General features: G+C 29.3%; 17 protein-coding genes. 7 read left to right on the forward strand and 10 right to left on the reverse strand.

Features of this window, described 5'->3' with window-relative positions; genetic code table 11:
* Window positions 1-10 precede the first annotated feature (10 nt).
* Both COL3_RS13490 and COL3_RS13495 read right to left on the reverse strand, forming a co-directional pair.
* Complete coding sequence (locus COL3_RS13490) at window positions 11-1,147, reverse strand: thiolase family protein (RefSeq protein ID WP_008420819.1); 1,137 nt, start codon at window positions 1,145-1,147, stop codon at window positions 11-13.
* A gap of 44 nt (window positions 1,148-1,191) precedes the next feature.
* Complete coding sequence (locus COL3_RS13495) at window positions 1,192-1,728, reverse strand: biotin transporter BioY (RefSeq protein ID WP_008420821.1); 537 nt, start codon at window positions 1,726-1,728, stop codon at window positions 1,192-1,194.
* Between the two features lie 276 nt (window positions 1,729-2,004).
* On the opposite strand from COL3_RS13495, the gene COL3_RS13500 reads away from it, so the two are divergent.
* The gene (locus tag COL3_RS13500; RefSeq protein ID WP_008420824.1) at window positions 2,005-3,561 is read left to right on the forward strand and encodes an ABC-F family ATP-binding cassette domain-containing protein; all 1,557 of its coding nucleotides are present in this window, start codon (window positions 2,005-2,007) and stop codon (window positions 3,559-3,561) included.
* 75 nt (window positions 3,562-3,636) lie between these two features.
* Here COL3_RS13500 and COL3_RS13505 read toward each other — a convergent pair whose 3' ends face one another.
* Window positions 3,637-3,957, reverse strand: a complete 321-nt coding sequence (locus COL3_RS13505; RefSeq protein ID WP_008420826.1) for a helix-turn-helix domain-containing protein — start codon at window positions 3,955-3,957, stop codon at window positions 3,637-3,639.
* Window positions 3,958-4,072: 115 nt separating this feature from the next.
* Here COL3_RS13505 and COL3_RS13510 point away from each other — a divergent pair, with 115 nt between their 5' ends.
* The 3 genes from COL3_RS13510 (at window position 4,073) to ilvA (ending at window position 6,858) form a co-directional block, all read left to right on the forward strand.
* Window positions 4,073-4,861 (forward strand): amidohydrolase family protein, encoded by a 789-nt coding sequence (locus COL3_RS13510; RefSeq protein ID WP_008420828.1) that lies wholly within the window; start codon window positions 4,073-4,075, stop codon window positions 4,859-4,861.
* Between the two features lie 199 nt (window positions 4,862-5,060).
* Window positions 5,061-5,483, forward strand: coding sequence for a YjdF family protein (locus tag COL3_RS13515; RefSeq protein ID WP_008420830.1), 423 nt, complete (start codon window positions 5,061-5,063; stop codon window positions 5,481-5,483).
* A 154-nt stretch (window positions 5,484-5,637) separates the two neighbouring features.
* Window positions 5,638-6,858 (forward strand): threonine ammonia-lyase, encoded by a 1,221-nt coding sequence (ilvA, locus tag COL3_RS13520; RefSeq protein ID WP_008420832.1) that lies wholly within the window; start codon window positions 5,638-5,640, stop codon window positions 6,856-6,858.
* 324 nt (window positions 6,859-7,182) lie between these two features.
* Here the strand turns inward: ilvA and COL3_RS13525 are convergent, their stop codons facing one another.
* The 3 genes from COL3_RS13525 to COL3_RS13535 form a co-directional block, all read right to left on the reverse strand.
* Window positions 7,183-7,845: an alpha/beta hydrolase gene (locus COL3_RS13525; protein WP_242982133.1), complete on the reverse strand. Its 663-nt coding sequence runs from the start codon at window positions 7,843-7,845 to the stop codon at window positions 7,183-7,185.
* A 14-nt stretch (window positions 7,846-7,859) separates the two neighbouring features.
* Complete coding sequence (locus COL3_RS13530) at window positions 7,860-8,522, reverse strand: HAD family phosphatase (protein ID WP_008420836.1); 663 nt, start codon at window positions 8,520-8,522, stop codon at window positions 7,860-7,862.
* A gap of 183 nt (window positions 8,523-8,705) precedes the next feature.
* On the reverse strand, window positions 8,706-9,590 hold the full coding sequence (locus COL3_RS13535; RefSeq protein ID WP_347474375.1) for a LysR family transcriptional regulator: 885 nt from the start codon (window positions 9,588-9,590) through the stop codon (window positions 8,706-8,708).
* A gap of 403 nt (window positions 9,591-9,993) precedes the next feature.
* Here COL3_RS13535 and COL3_RS13540 point away from each other — a divergent pair, with 403 nt between their 5' ends.
* Window positions 9,994-11,727, forward strand: a complete 1,734-nt coding sequence (locus COL3_RS13540; protein WP_008420841.1) for an ABC transporter ATP-binding protein — start codon at window positions 9,994-9,996, stop codon at window positions 11,725-11,727.
* A 9-nt stretch (window positions 11,728-11,736) separates the two neighbouring features.
* On the forward strand, window positions 11,737-13,476 hold the full coding sequence (locus COL3_RS13545; RefSeq protein ID WP_008420844.1) for an ABC transporter ATP-binding protein: 1,740 nt from the start codon (window positions 11,737-11,739) through the stop codon (window positions 13,474-13,476).
* 73 nt (window positions 13,477-13,549) lie between these two features.
* Here COL3_RS13545 and udk read toward each other — a convergent pair whose 3' ends face one another.
* Together udk and COL3_RS13555 are read right to left on the reverse strand one after the other, a co-directional pair.
* Window positions 13,550-14,170, reverse strand: coding sequence for a uridine kinase (gene udk, locus COL3_RS13550; RefSeq protein ID WP_008420846.1), 621 nt, complete (start codon window positions 14,168-14,170; stop codon window positions 13,550-13,552).
* Between the two features lie 158 nt (window positions 14,171-14,328).
* Window positions 14,329-15,147 carry a hypothetical protein gene (locus COL3_RS13555; protein WP_008420848.1) on the reverse strand — a complete coding sequence of 273 codons (819 nt, stop codon included), beginning with the start codon at window positions 15,145-15,147 and terminating at the stop codon, window positions 14,329-14,331.
* Between the two features lie 291 nt (window positions 15,148-15,438).
* Between COL3_RS13555 and COL3_RS13560 the strand changes: the two genes are divergently transcribed.
* A complete protein-coding gene (locus COL3_RS13560; RefSeq protein ID WP_242982134.1) occupies window positions 15,439-15,927 on the forward strand; it encodes a CarD family transcriptional regulator in 489 nt (162 codons plus the stop codon).
* Window positions 15,928-16,110: 183 nt separating this feature from the next.
* On the opposite strand, the gene COL3_RS13565 is transcribed toward COL3_RS13560, so the two are convergent.
* Complete coding sequence (locus COL3_RS13565; protein WP_008420855.1) at window positions 16,111-16,266, reverse strand: zinc-ribbon domain-containing protein; 156 nt, start codon at window positions 16,264-16,266, stop codon at window positions 16,111-16,113.
* A gap of 182 nt (window positions 16,267-16,448) precedes the next feature.
* A complete protein-coding gene (locus tag COL3_RS13570; protein ID WP_008420857.1) occupies window positions 16,449-18,041 on the reverse strand; it encodes a hypothetical protein in 1,593 nt (530 codons plus the stop codon).
* Between the last annotated feature and the right edge of the window lie 362 nt (window positions 18,042-18,403).

The following is an 18,403-nucleotide window of genomic DNA, read 5'->3' on the forward strand; positions in this document are numbered from 1 at the left end:
TCTTTAATTTCTACACCATTTCTATAAGTATAGCTGAAGCTACTCCCCCTGCTGCCGCAATAGCAGAAACTCCATACTTTCCATCTACTTTCTCTAAACTTTTAAGTAAATGCAACATAATAATAGCTCCCGAAGCACCATAAGGATGTCCATATGCCAATGCACCTCCCAATATATTATATCTATTAATTAAATGTTGGTTTTTGCGTTGAAATATAACATCAATAACACCAAATGCTTCGTTAAATTCAAACGCAGAAATATCTGTATACTTTAAGTTTACTGATTCAAGAAGTTTATCTGTTGCTTTTATAGTAGAAGCCGGGCTAATCAAAGGATTGCCTCCACATAAAGTAGTTTTAATAATTTTAGCTTTCGGTTTCATTCTGCTTCTCAGTAAAAACTCCTCTGAACACAATACTACAAATGCTGCTCCATCATTGATTAGACATGTATTTCCTGCTGTAAGTTTACCACCTTCATTTAATAGTGGTTTCATTCTATCGAGTAATCTTTGATTTATTTTTTCTCTTATTCCTTCATCACAAAAACTTTTGTTTACAGAAAAAATTATATCATTTAAACTCCCTTCATCTTTAGCTTTCTTAGCTCTTTTATGACTTTCTAAAGTCCAAAAATCAAGTTCCTCTTTACTTATATTTTCATTTTGAATAATTCTTTCAGCTCCTTGTAACATTACATCTTCACCTATCTCACCAGGTGAAAATTGTGCTACAGTGAAATTAGGATTTTCCTCATTATACCTTAAATCATTCTTATTATAAGCTCTAATAGGCTGAGTGGAACTGCTTTCAAAACCTCCAGCAATAATTAAATCACTTTGTCCACTGCTAATTTTAGAAAATGCTATATCAATACTGGCACTACTTGACGCACACTGCATATCAATTGTAAATGCCGGAACCTCTTCTGAAATTCCAGCATTTAAAGCCATTAGTCTAGTGATGTTTCCTCCTGTTCCAACTGCATTTCCACAAATTATTTCATCAACATTTGTTAAATTATACTTATTAATTAACGCTTTCAGTACTTCTGAGCCCAGTATTTCTGGCAATATATTTTTATATATTCCATTTTTAAGTCCAATATGACTTCTTAATCCTCCAAGAATGTAAACTTCTTTCATTAAATATGATTCTCCTCTTATATCAAGATATGTTTTATATAACTTTAGGCATTAACTACACTACCTAAAGTTTGAGTTAATTTTATAGCTAATACACTACTGACAATGCATTTTAAAATATCTCCAAAAATAAATGGTACTACTGCTGACATTAAAGTTGATGCTATATCATTTTTTAAATATAACCTCATTGTAAATACGCCACATATGTAAATAATAGGCATTCCAACTAATATTGTAAGCATTAAATATTTTCTTATATCATTGCTCTTTCCTTTCAATAAACTTATAACAGGTGCTGCAACTAAAAATCCTAAAATAAACCCACCTGTTGGACCAAAAATTTTTCCAAGCCCTGCTGTTCCACCCACAAAAACAGGTACTCCGCAAATTCCAAGCAAAATATATACACCCATTACAATAGCAGATTGTTTAGGTGTTAAAACTAATCCTATTAAATTAACCATAATTGTTAATGCAGTTACCATAGCTGGAGTAAATGGAAGCGGAAATGATATATATGCTGATACGCATAATAGTGAAATGCAAATTGACATCTTAGTTAATTCTCTTGTTTTCATAATAATCCCCCTTGAAGTTAACAATTCATTTTTTAAATATTGCTTAATTTTCTTACTCTCTAAATAAGCTTTACTTATAAATAGAGCTTTTATTTAAATAATTTATAAATAGATTATAGTATTAACATTTACATATTGTCAACTTTATAATTTATAAGAGTTAACAATATGTTTATAGCATAATTTTAGAAATTTACTTTGACATATTAGCTTTTCATCATTTAAACTATTTTAGAGTAGAATTAAAGATACTATTTATATTTTAGGAGGATATTAATGAGCATACTTACTGTAAAAAATATGAATCACGGATTTGGAGATAGAGCTATTTTTGAAGATGTTTCTTTTAGGTTGTTAAAAGGTGAGCATGTTGGTCTTCTTGGAGCTAATGGCGAAGGAAAATCAACATTTATGAATATAGTAACTGGGAAGCTTATGCCTGATGAAGGCAAGGTTATTTGGTCAAATAATGTTAGAGTTGGATATATGGATCAGCATGCTGCTTTAACTAAAGGACAAAGTATAAGAGATGCATTAAGAGATGCTTTTAAATATCTTTTTGACTTAGAAGCAGAGATGAACTCTTTATACGAAAAAATGGGCGACTGCAGTGAAGATGAATTAAATAAAATGCTCGAGCGGACAGCTGTAATACAAGATATGCTCGATCATAATGGTTTTTATGTAATTGATCCTAAGGTTGAAGAAGTTGCAAAGGGTCTTGGACTTTTAGATTTAGGATTAGATAGAGATGTTGATGATTTATCTGGTGGACAAAGAACTAAAATTCTTTTAGGTAAACTGTTGCTGCAATCACCTGATATTTTACTTCTAGACGAGCCTACAAACTATTTAGATGAAGAACATATAGAATGGCTTAAGAGATATTTACAATCGTATGAAAATGCATTTATATTAATTTCCCACGATGTGCCATTTATAAATTCTGTTGTAAACTTAATTTATCATGTGGAAGAAAGAAAGCTTACAAGATATGTTGGAAATTACGATGAATTCCAAAGAATATATGAAGAAAATAAAAAGAAATTAGAAGCCGCTTATGAAAAACAGCAAAAAGAAATTGCAAGACTTGAAGACTTTGTAGCTAGAAACAAGGCTAATGTTGCTACAGCTAATATGGCTAAATCTAGACAAAAGAAGTTAGATAAAATGGATGTAATTGAACTTTCAAAGGAAAAACCAAAGCCTGAATTTAATTTTAAAGCTTCTAGAGCTTCAGGTAAAGTAATCTTTGAAACTAAGGACCTAGTTATAGGCTACGACTCTCCTCTTACAAAACCACTTAATTTATATATGGAAAGAGGACAAAAAATAGCATTAGTTGGGGCAAATGGACTTGGTAAATCAACTCTTTTAAAGAGCTTACTTGGTATAATAAAGCCATTAAGCGGAGAAGTTCATTTAGGTGATTATCAATACATAGGTTATTTTGAACAAGAAGACAGGGGCAACAATAGCAATACCTGCATAGAAGAAGTATGGCAAGAATTCCCTGGGTATACTCAATATCAAATAAGAGCTGCTCTTGCTAAATGCGGACTTACAACTAAACAATTAGAATCTCAAATAAGAGTTTTATCTGGAGGAGAAGCCGCAAAAGTAAGACTTTGCAAAATAATTAATAACGAAACAAACATATTAATTTTAGACGAACCTACTAACCATTTGGATGTTGATGCTAAAGATGAATTAAAAAGAGCTCTTAAAGAATATAAAGGAACAATTCTTTTAGTATCCCATGAGCCTGATTTTTATAGAGATATAATTACAGAAACTTGGAATTGTGAAGATTGGACAACTAAAATAATATAATATTTTTAAAATGAAAGAGTTAGATTAAACAGCTAGCTCTTTTTATTTTTCTGCACTTACAACATATATAGATACTTATATGTTTCTTTTACCCCAATCACAAATATCTCTTACAATCGGAATAAGACTTTCCCCCTTCTTAGTAAGTGAGTATTCTACCTTTGGAGGAATTTGAGGGAATTCTTTTCTAAATATAATACCTTGACTTTCTAATTCTTTCAATTGTGAACTCAACATCTTATGTGTAATTCCTTCAACATTCTTCTTTAAAAATCCATACCTTACCGTACCTGCACAAGCCAGTAGATAAATAATTTTTAATTTCCATTTTCCACTTATTACAGACAGAGTATATTCAAACGGCTCTTTATTGCTTACATAACAGATTTTTTCCAACGCTTAGTCACTCTCCTTTATGATAGTATATCACAAAAAAGTGCATACTTTTATTTATTTATTATTTATATATACTGAAAGTGAGCTAAGAACAAAATTAAAAGGAGTGATTTAGATGATTATTGATGGACATTCACACGTAAACCTACCAGTTAATGATCACATTGAACTAATGAACAAATCAGGAGTTGATAAAACAATATTATTCTCAACAACAATACACCCAGAAAAAGCAGATAATTTAGAAAGCCTTAAAAATGAAATGAAAATTTTAAATTCTATCGTCTCTGGCGAAAAAAAATATTCATCAGATATAAAACTTAAATCTGCAAATGAACTAAAGAAAATAGTTCAAGCGCATCCAGATAGATATATTGGATTTGGTTCTGTTCCTATAGGATTAAATTCTAATGATACGAGCGAATATATCCAAGAACATGTAATAAAAAATAATTTTATTGGTCTAGGTGAGTTCACACTTCCTAGTGGAAAGATAAAAACATTAGCACCTATTTTCGAAGCTTCCAGAAACTTTGGAAAATTACCAATTTGGATACATGCATTTAATCCTTTAGTTTTACAAGACATTAATGAAATTGCCGAATTAGGAAAAGCCTATCCTGAAATTCCAATAATAATGGGTCATATGGGCGGAAGCAATTGGTTGACCGCCATAGAACTTTCAAAGGAAATACCAAATTTATATCTTGATACCTCAGCATATTTTTCTACACTTGTTTTAAAAATTACAATAAATGAGATTCCTCTAAAATGTATCTTTGGGGTAGACATGCCTTACGGAGATTTGGAATTATCAATAGAAACCATAAAAAAATTATCTAAAGATCAGTACGTTGCTAATGCTGTTTTAGGTGAAAACATCACAAAATTACTAAATATCTAAAAACTTAACTATTATTTTCATAAATATTATTTTCATAAATATTATCCTTTGTTATAATTATGCTTAAGAGATAAAAACACAGTTTCTGTTGGTAGTCAGAACCTATATTTAATCATTAAAATTTAATATAGCAGTAACCTGCCCTCCTGGGGTTGTCCGTTCTCTATAAAGTTATAACTAAAACAGGAGGATTTTCATTATGACATCAAAAATTAAATTAACTGTTCTTTTTAACGAACCATTTTGGGTTGGTGTTTTTGAAATTATTGAAGATGGTAAATATAATGTATGTAAAGTTACTTTTGGAGCTGAACCAAGAGAGGAAGAAACTTATGAATTTGTTCTAAATAGGTTTTATTCACTAAACTTTAGTACCTCACTATTTTCTATTGAAAACAAGCTTATTGAGAAAAGACAAAACCCAAAAAGATTGCAAAGAAAAATAAAAAAAGAGACAGCTTTAAATGGAATAGGCACCAAAGCTCAGTTAGCTTTAAAACTTCAACATGAACAATCTAAGGTTCGGCGAAAGGTAAAATCTAAGGAACAAAAAGAACAAGAGGAAGAAAGAAAGTTTTTACTAAAAAAGAAGAAAAAGCTTGAAAAACACAAAGGTCACTAAAAAAATCTAAAGGAAGATGCACCCTTTGCAGGGAGAATGCATCTTCCTTTATTTATCTATAAAACAAAGTGTTACTTGACATAAAATACTAACATGTTATCATAAAACTATTAGCGAAAAAGCAATTTACATACATAAAGGGGATATTTTAAAAATGATGACATTAGATAAATTCGAAGAAGCATATGAAGTTGTTCAAAGAGTTATTTTAAAAACCAAATTAGTTTATAGTGATTATTATTCAGATATTACAGGAAATAAAGTTTATTTAAAACCTGAAAACATGCAAAAAACAGGTGCCTATAAAATTAGAGGGGCTTACTACAAAATTAGCACTCTTTCTGAAGAAGATAGAAATAAAGGACTTATAACAGCTTCAGCAGGTAACCATGCACAAGGTGTCGCTTATGCAGCAAAAGCATATAATACAAATGCAATAATTGTAATGCCAACCACCACTCCACTTATGAAAGTTAATCGTACAAAAGCCTATGGTGCTGAAGTAATCCTACACGGAGATGTTTATGACGAAGCTTGCAACTATGCATTAGAGCTAGCTGAAGAAAAAGGATATACTTTTATCCACCCTTTTGATGATTTAGAAGTAGCAACTGGTCAAGGTTCCATAGCTATGGAAATTATAAAAGAACTTCCTACCGTAGATATTATTTTGGTTCCAATTGGTGGTGGCGGATTAGCTACCGGAGTTTCTACATTAGTAAAACTTCTTAACCCTAATATAAAAGTTATTGGTGTCGAGCCAGCTGGCGCTAATTGCATGCAAGTCTCATTGAAAAACGGAGAAGTAACAACGCTAAATGCAGTTGATACAATTGCAGATGGTACTGCGGTTAAAACTCCAGGTTCAAAGATTTTTCCATACATAAAGCAAAATCTCGATGATATTATCACAATTGAAGATCATGAATTAATCGGAGCATTTTTAGATATGCTTGAAAATCATAAGATGCTTGCGGAAAATTCGGGTTTGCTAACAGTTGCAGCTCTAAAACACTTAGATGTCAAAGATAAAAAAATCGTATCAATAATAAGTGGAGGTAATATGGATGTAATCACTTTTGCATCTTTAGTACAACATGGCCTTATCGAAAGAGAACGTATTTGTACTCTTTCTGTTTTACTTCCAGATAAGCCGGGAGAATTAACAAATGTATCTAAAGTAATTGCAGAAGCACAAGGTAATATTATCAAACTTGATCATAATCAATTTGTCAGCATAAACCGAAACAGTGCTGTTGAACTTGATATCACAATGGAGACTTTCGGCCATGAGCATAAAGAAGCAATCATTAAAGCACTAAAAAACAACGGCTACGACCCAAAAGTTATCCAGCCAAAAATGATTTATCAATAGTTTTTATGAATATACAACATGTAGTTCTAGACTCACATGCAATCAACCGAAATTAGAAACATTTTTATTTCGTCGGACTATAAAAATTTCGCTGGAAGGTTCTAAAAGGTGGTTGCACCCACTTTAGCATGTTCCCATTATTCAATGTGACAAGCTAAAGCGGAACAACCACCTATTAAGAACCTTCAACAGCTTATTTTTAAATGCCGACTGCACAAAAATGTTTCTACTTTCTAATGTAGATATTCAGTAAGTCTAGTAAATGTTGTATATATATTTGAAACTATAAAAGAATAGAGAATGTTTATCATAGGACATATGACACTATACATTTTTAGTAATCCAACTTTCTAAATCATTCAAGTATTTTTTCTCAGCTTCTATAACCTTACAAAGGACTTCTATACTGCTTAATACATCATTTTTTATATTTAATGAGTGATCCCCATTTTCTATTTGGATTACACTCACATCTTTAATTTTCTTAATTTCTTTAACTGTTTCTTTATTTATCAGCGGATCCATTGTTCCTGTAATAATTAAGGAATCTTCTTCAATTCCATAATTTAAGGTTTCATTAATAGGAGTTAGGTAGATATTTTTAATTTCTAAAGTTTTAACCTTATTACAAAGGCAGGCATGTACAATTGTTCCTATGCTTTTTGATATGAAAATTACTTTTTTATAATCATCATTCATAGCTATCTTAAAAATACCCATTGATTCCTGTATTATATACTTAAGCTCGTTTTCTCTATCTAATTTTTTACCTGCAATTTGAAATCCATATTTTATAGGAAGTACATCATAACCTAATTGCAAAGCTAATTTTTTAGAATAATCCAACAGAGGCCTATCTAGTGAATAACCTATCCCTGGTAATAAAACAACTAATACATTACTGTTTTGCTTTATCATTTCACATTCTAAACTTATTCCCCAGTAAGAATATATTATTTTATCATCCATTGGTTGTTTTCCTTTCATATGATCTAATTTTATCAGCTTTTAATGCTTTTTAAGTGTTCCATTACTTCATTTAGACTTTTACAAACTTTAAATGCAAGCTGTCTATTTTCTTCCTCAAGCTGCTTCATATCCGGTACATGTATTCCAGTCATTTTTGCTGAGTGAGCAGCTATAATTCCTGCATCTGAATCTTCAATAACTATACAATTTTCCGGTTCTACATTTAACCCTTTTGATGCCTTTAAAAAAATCTCCGGATTGGGCTTAGAATGTTCTACTTCATCACCACCAACTACAAAATTTATTTTTCCTTTGATTTTAGCCTTCTCTAATAGCTCAAGAGCTCTCTCTCTTCTCGTAGAAGTAGCAACTGCTATTTTATAGTTTTCTTTTTTTAAATAGTCCATTATCTCATGTACTCCAGGTTTAATTATCACACCATTCTTATTAGTTACTTCAGTTGCTAATTGAGACTTCTTTTTATATATTTCTTCAAACGGAAAATCCTCTCCATATTCATCTTCCATTAATTTCTTTATACCTATAATATTTCTCCCTATTATCTTTAAGTAAAACAATTCATCAATTTCATACTTATATTCTTTAAAAATTTCTTGGTAACAATTAAAAGATATTCTTTCTGAATCTATTAATACTCCGTCCATATCAAAAATTACTGCATCTATTTTTTTCATGTGTGTCTCCCCTTAATTTAATTAAATATTGCTTACTTTTTATATATTAACATTTTATTTTGATCTTTCCAACTTTTTGTCCTCTTATTATTTTTCTATTATTACCTTAATATCAATATAGTAATATAAAATATCTAGATTTATAAAATCTAAACCTATATTGCATTATTTATGAATGAACATCTAATAAAAAAATTCTAAAAACTTCTTTGCTCCTTCTGACAAATATCTTTCTTTAATCCATATAGCAGTTATTTGAGTTCTCAGAGTATCTTTATCAATTATTTTATAATTGATATCATTCATAAATTCCAAATTAACTGCTGACTTTGGAACAATTCCAACACCAAGGCCTGCTCTTGCCCATAAAACAGTCGTTCTTGCATCATCATTTATGCAGAAAATATTCGGTTCTATATTTATTTCTTGAAATTCCGATAGCAGTATTTTTTCAAATCTTCTATAAATAATTAATGGAATATTTCTCAAGTCATCTAAATTTATTTTTTCATATTCATTTTTAAAATCATAATTTTTGCTCATGATAGCAACCATAGGCTCGCATTCTAAGTATAAACACTCAAAATCTTTTGAATTGAAAGGTGTTCTCACTATTCCGACTTCAATAATTCCGGAATTTATCATCTCTATTAACTCATATGTATTTCCTTCGAATATTTCAAATTTTATATTAGGATATTTCTTACTAAAATCAATTATTCTATTATTTAAAAGTGCTGTTCCCGAGGATGAAATTGTTCCAAGTTTTAAAGTCCCTTGAATTCCTTTTCCAAACTCCTCAACTTCTCTAGCAGTTGAGTTTGTGATGTCAACTATACGCTTAGCTCTTTTATAAAGAAGCTTTCCTGCATCTGTAAGATTAACTTTTCTAGCGCCTCGCTCAAGTAATTTTGTACCAAGCTCAGTCTCTAATAATTTAAGTTGAGTGCTTAACGGTGGCTGAGCCATATGTAATTTATTTGCTGCGCTTGTTATATTCCCTTCTTCTACAATTGTAATAAAATATGTAAGCTGCTTAATATCCATATGTATTCTTTCCTTTCTCATTTGGTTGAACTTCGGTTTCTTTTAAAAGTGAATTATTTATAATTTAATCTCGTAATTTTTTATTCAATACTATTATTTAGGTTTATGCTTTTAGTAAGATAAAAGTTCTTTGCTATGCTTGATAAGTTCTGAATTGTACTTCGCACTTTTTTCAGAAGGGCGGCTTTTTTCTAAGGTGAAATGTTCTTGGTTGCGCTTCGCGCTTTTTCTAAGTTAAATGATCTTAATTGCGCTTCGCGCTTTTTTCTAAGTCAAATGATCTTAATTGCGCTTCGCGCTTTTTTCTAAGGTGTATACTTTTTTAATATACTTCCCATATATGATAAATATTTTTAATATAAGTTATACTTTGTTACAATAATAAATGATATTATTAATTTACTCAAGAAAGGATTTGATAACCATGCTGAAAATAGCACGTTTTTTGAAAGATTATAAGAAGCAAGTTATCTTAGGGCCAATTTTCAAATTAATTGAGGCAATATTTGAACTTATTGTTCCTATTATAATGGCAAAAATAATCGATATAGGAGTACATAACAAGGATATTAATTATGTATTAAAAATGGGTCTTATACTATTAATCATCGGAATAATAAGTCTTAGTTCAGCACTTATTTGTCAAAAGTATGCCTCAATTGCATCTCAAGGGTTTGGTACAACAGTAAGGAATGAATTATTTGCTCACCTTAACACTTTTTCATATAAAGAAATAGATAAATTCGGAACCTCATCATTAATAACTAGAATAACTAATGATGTAAATCAACTTCAATTAGCGGTTGCTATGCTTATAAGACTTGTAATTAGAGCGCCTTTTTTAGCGTTAGGCGCTGTTATGATGGCAATGATTTTAGATTTAAAACTTTCATTAATCTTCCTTATAGCAACCCCATTAATTGTGTTGATACTTTATATTGTAATAAAAAATTCTATCCCTTATTTTAAATTAATACAAAAAAAGTTAGATAAAATATCCCTAACTACTCGTGAAAATCTTGAAGGAGTCCGTGTTATTCGGGCTTTTTCAAAACAAAAATACGAAGAAGCTAAATTTAATGATTTTAATGAAGATTTAAGTGATACTGCAATAAAAGTAGGTAAGCTATCTTCTCTATTAAATCCTGCTACATATATTGTTTTGAACTTTTCTATTATTGCAATTATATGGTTTGGAGGTATACGTGTCGATAGTGGCGATTTAACTCAAGGCCAAATAATTGCTTTTGTTAATTATATTACACAAATACTTCTTGCTCTTATTGTAGTTTCTAATCTTGTGGTTATATTTACAAAAGCCTCTGCTTCTGCAGCGAGAGTAAATGAACTTTTTGACACTTCAAGTTCTATTAGGGATAATATAGATCAAAATTATATTGAACCTATTGAAGGAAATGTTCCTAAAGTAGAATTAAAAAATGTCTCTTTTTCATATGATAATTCAAACAAATATTCATTAGACAATATTTCAGTTAAGATTTATCCAAATGAAACTATAGGAATTATTGGAGGTACTGGTTCTGGAAAGTCGACTCTTATTAACCTAATATGCCGATTTTACGATGTATCTATTGGAAATATATTTATAGACGGTCATAATATAAAAGACTATACTCTCATACAACTTAAAAATAAAATAAAAATTGTTCCTCAAACCGCAACTTTATTTACCGGTACAATAGCTGAAAATATAAGACTCGGAAATCCTAAAGCTTCCAGTGAAGATATCAAAAGATGTCTTAAAATTGCCCAAGCCTCTGAATTTGTAGATAAATTACCAAAAAGATGCGAAACTCATCTTGATCAAGGTGGAAAAAATTTATCTGGTGGACAAAAGCAAAGACTTACAATAGCTAGAGCACTTTTATGCAACCCTGATATTTTAATTCTAGATGATAGTTTTAGTGCATTAGACTTTTCTACTGATGCTAAATTAAGAAATTCTTTAAGAAACGAATTGCAAAATAAAGCTACTGTAATAATCACATCTCAAAGAATTTCTACAATAAAAAATGCAGACAAAATACTTGTACTCGATGATGGAAACCTCCTAGATGCGGGCACTCATGATGAATTATTTAATAGATGCAGCATTTATAGAGAAATTGTAATTTCTCAAAACAATTCAGAAAGGTAGGAAAATTTCATGAATAGAAATTCGATTTTACTTAGGCTATTAGCATATATAAAGCCCTATAAAATATATTTATTGGGCGCCATACTAAGCGCAATTCTAAGTATTTCATTGACTTTATATTGTCCAATTCTTATAGGAAATGCAATTGATTTGATTTTAGGTCCAGAAAATGTTCACTATTCTAAAATATCTACGATATTATTTACATTTACTGCTGCTATAGCTATAAGCGCTTTTTTTCAATGGATACTTTCAATCCTAACAACAAATATAACTCAAAAAACCGTAAAAGACCTTAGAGTAGATGCCTTCAACAAACTAAATACACTTCCTCTAAAATACATAGATTCAAATGCTCATGGAGATATTATTAGTAAAATTGTTAATGATGTTGATGCAGTATCTGATGGTCTTCTTCAAGGACTAACTCAGCTTTTTACCGGAATAATAACTATAGTATTAACTTTAGTATTTATGCTATCCATAAGTCCCATTATTACCTTTGTTGTGATGTTTGTAACACCTCTTTCTTTATTTATAGCTTCATTTATAGCAAAGCACTCCAATAAAATGTTTAAAGAACAATCTAGCGTCCAAGGAGAATTAAGCGGTCATATAGAAGAAATGCTTGGCAATCAAAAAGTAATTAATGCATTTAATCACGAAAAGGCCTCAATTAACAAATTTAAAGAAATCAACTCAAGATTATATAGCTGTGGATCGAAAGCTCAATTTTATTCTTCCCTTTCCAATCCTGCAACAAGATTTGTAAATGGATTAGTTTATGCTGCTGTTGGTGTGATTGGAACCATATATTGCATTTTAGGCTACATATCAATAGGTAATATTTCTTGCTTTTTAACTTATGCAAATCAATATACTAAACCTTTTAACGAAGTAACAAGCGTATTATCCCAATTGCAAAGCGCTTTTTCATCTGCAAAAAGATTATTTAACCTTCTAGATGAAAAAAGCGAAAGTGCTGATTTAGAAAATTCAATTACAACAACGTCCTGTAAAGGAAATATTATTTTTTCTAAGGTATGCTTTTCTTATGATAAATCTAAGAAATTAATAGAAAATTTTAATTTAAGTGTGAAATCAGGATATAAAGTTGCTATAGTTGGTCCAACAGGAAGCGGAAAAACAACTTTAGTAAATTTACTTATGCGATTCTATGATGTTGATTCTGGGAATATAAAAATTGATGGAATTGAGATTAATGACTTTTCAAAAGCCACTCTTAGAAATCTCTTTGGAATGGTACTTCAAGAAACCTGGTTATCCGAGGGAACTATTCGTGATAATATTAGTTATGGGAAAAATGATGCTAGCGATGAAGAAATTATAAATGCGGCAAAAAAGGCAAAAGTACATAATTTTATAATGAAATTACATAACGGCTATGATACATTAATTTCCGAAGGTGGCGCAAATTTATCTGCAGGACAAAAACAATTACTTTGTATCGCCAGAGTTATCCTAATAGATCCGCCTATGCTTATTTTAGATGAAGCAACAAGTAACATTGATACAAGGACTGAAGCTAATATACAAGAAGCCTTCAATCAAGTAATGATTGGACGTACCAGTTTTATAATCGCTCACAGATTATCTACAATAAAACAAGCAGATATAATATTAGTATTGAAAGATGGACAAATTATAGAGCAAGGAAAACATGAACAATTGCTCGAAGAAAATGGCTTTTACTCTAACTTATATAATAGTCAGTTTGCTATAAGCTAATTAATTGCAAAAGCCCGTAAGCTTTAGTTCTTACGGGTTTAAATATGTACTTATATGAATAAATTATGTATAGTTAATTCTTATATATAAAATTTCGTATTCTTTCTAGCAGCATACTCAATGCCACTGAATTGGATCCACCTTCAGGAATTATTATATCTGCTCTTCTTTTACTTGGATCTACGAATTCCTCATGCATAGGTTTAACTGTACTTAAATATTGATCAATCACTGAATCTAAATCTCTCCCTCGTTCCTTTACATCTCTAAGCAATCTTCTTATTATTCTGACATCAGAATCTGTATCTACAAAAACCTTTATATCCATTAAATCACAGAGTTCTTTATTTTCAAATATTAATATTCCTTCTACAACTACTACCTTTGTTGGTTTTACTTGAACCGATTCATTCAGCCTAGTATGCTCAACAAAAGAATATACTGGATGGTATATGCTTTTCCAATCTTTTAGCTGCGCGAGGTGTCGTATCAGAAGATCAGTATCAAAAGAATTAGGATGATCATAATTGAGCTTTTTCCTTTCTTCTAACGGAATTCCTTCATTTGATTTATAGTAATAATCATGACAGAGTATTGTAACTTCATCATTAAATACCTCTCTTATATTTTGCGCCAATGTAGTTTTGCCTGATCCACTTCCACCAGCTATTCCTATTATCATTACATCTTGCATATTATCCTCCATAATAACTTAATAAAATTTCACATATTTTTGACTATTCGATTTTATTACAAAATAATAATAAAAACAACTCCTGTCAACTATAATTATTATTTTATGTCTATAGTTACCAAGAGTCTTAATAGAATATAATTTATATATAATTAATTTTATAATGCATTTTTTTGTAAAATAGATGACTTTTTATAAAGATATATGGTAAGATTTTCATTTTCTTTATTTACATTTTTTAGCATGATGGCGTTTTCATTATTACATATTTCATTATCTTTATTTTCAAAGAATTCTATTGCTTTGTTAACTATCTTAATTTCTCCATTCTCATCTTTATATAAAATAGATAAATTCTCATCATAATCCTTGAAACCATTTATTTCAATATTCTTATATTGTTTTTCTTTAACTTCTCTATAAGTTAATTTACTTTCATTATCAATATAAGACATCTTATTGCTATTTATAATATCTTTACTGTATATATTTCTTTTTTTATTAAAGCTTGCACCCTTTAAAATATACTCAATTCTAGTCACAAAAGTTTCATACTTTTCTACCATATTTACTAATTCACTATATTCAAAAATATCTTCTCCATACTTAGTTTTAAAGTCATCCAGCATGTCCTCTATTTTTTCTTTATCATATATGCCTTTAAATGATAGATCTTTTGCTAATACATTTACTATATTGTTTATACTTTTATATCTTATATATTGTAGCATTTTCACAATAAAATACATAGACAATACGCAGCATGGTACTGATATTAAAGGAAAATTAATTAATAATGCACCAAGACATATTAATAGCATAAAATTTTTATTTGCATCCTTATATACCTCTATACCTTCCAATAGTGCAGGATTATAAGATAGAATCTTATCTATCATTAAGTACTTATTTTTTTTATTAATTTTTCTATCGCTTATAATAGCTCTCCTTGATTCTCTTCTTTTACGCCCTCTCATACCAGCAACCTCCTCTTATTGTAATGTTTTCCTTAATATTACATCACATATTAATTATTATCAAGCTATTAATTAATTTAAATATCTCTACTTTTTTCCAACTTTTGTGGTATTTCTTTTTATTGTTCTTTATTTCTTTATCATAATTTCCATTATGATGTCTATTATTCATTTATTTTTTTGTTATAATAAAAGCAAAAAATATTATTGACATATTTTTTTATATATGATATATTTAAATTTTACTTTTTTCGAAATATATGTTATGATATAACTATAAAGAAAAAGGAGGTGCGTTTCTTGTTTTTAATTGGAGATAAAGTTGTTTACCCTATGCAGGGGACTGGTATTGTTGAAAGAATAGAGAATAAACTTTTTTCTGGAAAGAGTAAAGAGTATACAATAATTAAAATCTTATCAAATAACCTAGAAATAATGATTCCTAGTGATAAATTATCGGATTCAAATTTACGTAAAATTAGCGATAATTCAACTTTGGAGGATATATTATTTAGCCTAGAAGAAACAAGTAGTAGAAATAAATCTATAACAGCTAAAGAAAGATATCAAATTAATTCTAGCAAAATGAAATCCGGCTCTCTTAAAGATAGCGCAGAAGTTGTTTACGATTTAATACTTATGAATAAAGAGAAAGCATTAAATACGAGCGAAAAGCAACTATTTAATATTGCTCACAAGTATTTAGTTCAAGAAGTTTCCTTAATAAAAGATATTAGTGAAGTTGAAGCTGTTGATTTTCTAAATTTAAATCTTAATTAAGATATTTTTCTAATCTAATTTTACTTTACCAACCTTTTATTACTCTTAGAACTTGTTAATTATTGCAACCTCATTATAAATTAAGATTATTAATAATCTTAATTTATATATTTTTAGATGAAAATATATAAATTAAAAAAGCTATAAGAGAAAACTCTTATAGCTTAATTTTACAAACAGAAACTATCTTCTGTTATTTTGTTGCTTTCTAGCTCTTCTACAATCAGCGCATCTTACTGGTTCATTTTCAAAACCTTTTTCTTTGTAGAATTCTTGTTCTCCAACTGTGAATACAAATTCTTTACCACAATCTTTACATACTAATGTTTTATCTTCCATTTACAATTCCTCCAAATTCAAAGACTTAGTTAACCAATATTTTCTCATAAGGAGAAATTATAATATAATTAAATCTTTTCTTTATTTTTCTGTTCTTTCTGAACTTCTTTAGTATAACACATTAAATTGCAAATTACAATACTAAAATTTATTCTTTCTTATTAATTCCATTTATCACTTTTCTAATTACCAGATGACATATTTACAAATGAGCTTGTTAAAATATATTTACTGCCTCCAACTTTAATAAACTTCAACTCTACTTTATCGCCAACTTTAGTTAACGCCACTTCTCTAGAGGTTTCGGTTGAAACAGAAAAAATATTATTATTATCCTTCAACTTTATATCGTAAATACTTGTACCCTCTTTGATAACTAATCCTATCCTCTCAACTTCTCCCTGGAGTACTTCCTCCTGATTTCCACTTTCGAGGGATATATTTGTATTAGTTAATCCTTCAAGATATTTATTTAAAGTTGCCTGAAGAGTATCTCCGACACCAACAGTATTATAATTTTTAACATTTACCATGGCATATTGTTTAACTAATCCATTAGAATCCTTTAAAGTCATAAAATATGTCGGCTCATTTTGTATATTAATTAAATATGGAAAAGTTGCCTTATATCCGTATTGCTGAACCTTACCTTCAGCTGATTTCATGCTTGCTTCCTCAGTTGCACCGGCTGTCTTATACATTTTAGTTTCTCCAGTTCTAGTATTAGTTAATGTGAATCCTACTAGTGATTCATCACTTCCTACTGAAGTTATTCCTGTGTAATAATAGCAAATACCTTTATTATAAATTATATTCATATCACTTGTTGTTTTTAATTTATCCTTATCTGAAAAATTGAGCACACCATGGACTAGCTCTCCCCATTTATTAATATATCTATTAATATACTCTGCTGGTTGTATTCTATCCACCCAGCTTGGCAAATTATCAATGCTGTAGGTAGTAGCTTCTCCAGTTTGAGCATCCATAACTAATGCCCCAATAGCCTTAGCCTCTGTAATTCCCACTCCATTATCATATCTTGTTATTACCCAATAAGGTCGTCCACTATCATCTAATTCAAATGTATAATCTGTATGTCCCGCTTTCATATCTCTAAAGTATGCTGCTCTACTTAAGTCACTAAAAAGATATGCTGAATTTAAATATTTAAGTCTTATATCTTTTCCATCAAGCTGAGTTACTAATTCAACGTCATTTTGATTTGTTGCACTTACTTTTATATATCCAATAGTTCCTTCTCTATTAGTAATCCACTTTAGAAATGATGAATGTTCAAGTGGTGCTACATAACACAATTGACCATTTACATTTTGTAAATCCAATTCTCCAACAGTTACCTGACTTCCAAGGCCTGATATCTCACCTAATTTTTTATCAGCAAGTTTATACGCAAGTTCTTTGTCAATAATCGGCAATTGATTTATATCAATATATTCTATCTGGCTTGAAAAATCAACTTCTTCAATATTTCCTATCAAATTTCTATGAGCGTTATAACTAATTATTGGACTATAAAAAATCACTACAGCAATATATGAAATTGTAACTATTCCTGCTGCTATAATATACTTTTTATTTCTAGTAAGTATACCATAAATCAATGTGCAAACAACAAAAATTCCTGTAATAGTTAATATATTGAGACTTATATCTAAAATTAAAGAACTAGTTAAGATTAAACCTATACCTACAACTGAATATGCAGCTAATAATATTTTAAAGTACCTAATTAAGTATCTATTATTATTCATTTTATTCCTCCATTCTAACAACTTAATATGACTAGATTATTATAACACATTAAAAAGCCTCTGTATTTATGAAGCTTTATAAATACAGAGGTTCATATATTATTAAAAGGCAATATTTCTACATAATATAGGGATTAATATGTGGAAACTATATTATATAAATGTTCAAATATACAATGGCAAAGTAATCTTCACATTTTAGAAATATTCCTTTTGGGGGCATAGTAAAATTGTTAAATATTTTTCATATTAAATTTCTTTAACTTAAAGATAAATATAAAAAGAGATAATAAGGCCTTAGTTGTTTTTGAGACCCCATTATCTCTTACTTATTTAACATATACTCATGATAACAGATATTT

Origin of the sequence: Clostridium sp. LS (assembly GCF_002760435.1) — a bacterium.
GTDB lineage: Bacteria > Bacillota > Clostridia > Clostridiales > Clostridiaceae > Clostridium.

What these genes read in the sequence shown, in the direction of transcription:
- COL3_RS13530 (WP_008420836.1), bottom strand. Translation starts at nt 8,522, where the DNA reads ATGAAAAAAATAGATGCAGTAATTTTTGATATGGACGGAGTATTAATA.
- COL3_RS13495 (WP_008420821.1), bottom strand. Translation starts at nt 1,728, where the DNA reads ATGAAAACAAGAGAATTAACTAAGATGTCAATTTGCATTTCACTATTA.
- COL3_RS13545 (WP_008420844.1), top strand. Translation starts at nt 11,737, where the DNA reads ATGAATAGAAATTCGATTTTACTTAGGCTATTAGCATATATAAAGCCC.
- COL3_RS13525 (WP_242982133.1), bottom strand. Translation starts at nt 7,845, where the DNA reads ATGAAAGGAAAACAACCAATGGATGATAAAATAATATATTCTTACTGG.
- COL3_RS13500 (WP_008420824.1), top strand. Translation starts at nt 2,005, where the DNA reads ATGAGCATACTTACTGTAAAAAATATGAATCACGGATTTGGAGATAGA.
- COL3_RS13540 (WP_008420841.1), top strand. Translation starts at nt 9,994, where the DNA reads ATGCTGAAAATAGCACGTTTTTTGAAAGATTATAAGAAGCAAGTTATC.
- COL3_RS13555 (WP_008420848.1), bottom strand. Translation starts at nt 15,147, where the DNA reads ATGAGAGGGCGTAAAAGAAGAGAATCAAGGAGAGCTATTATAAGCGAT.
- COL3_RS13570 (WP_008420857.1), bottom strand. Translation starts at nt 18,041, where the DNA reads ATGAATAATAATAGATACTTAATTAGGTACTTTAAAATATTATTAGCT.
- COL3_RS13535 (WP_347474375.1), bottom strand. Translation starts at nt 9,590, where the DNA reads ATGAGAAAGGAAAGAATACATATGGATATTAAGCAGCTTACATATTTT.
- udk (WP_008420846.1), bottom strand. Translation starts at nt 14,170, where the DNA reads ATGCAAGATGTAATGATAATAGGAATAGCTGGTGGAAGTGGATCAGGC.
- COL3_RS13515 (WP_008420830.1), top strand. Translation starts at nt 5,061, where the DNA reads ATGACATCAAAAATTAAATTAACTGTTCTTTTTAACGAACCATTTTGG.
- COL3_RS13565 (WP_008420855.1), bottom strand. Translation starts at nt 16,266, where the DNA reads ATGGAAGATAAAACATTAGTATGTAAAGATTGTGGTAAAGAATTTGTA.
- COL3_RS13490 (WP_008420819.1), bottom strand. Translation starts at nt 1,147, where the DNA reads ATGAAAGAAGTTTACATTCTTGGAGGATTAAGAAGTCATATTGGACTT.
- ilvA (WP_008420832.1), top strand. Translation starts at nt 5,638, where the DNA reads ATGATGACATTAGATAAATTCGAAGAAGCATATGAAGTTGTTCAAAGA.
- COL3_RS13510 (WP_008420828.1), top strand. Translation starts at nt 4,073, where the DNA reads ATGATTATTGATGGACATTCACACGTAAACCTACCAGTTAATGATCAC.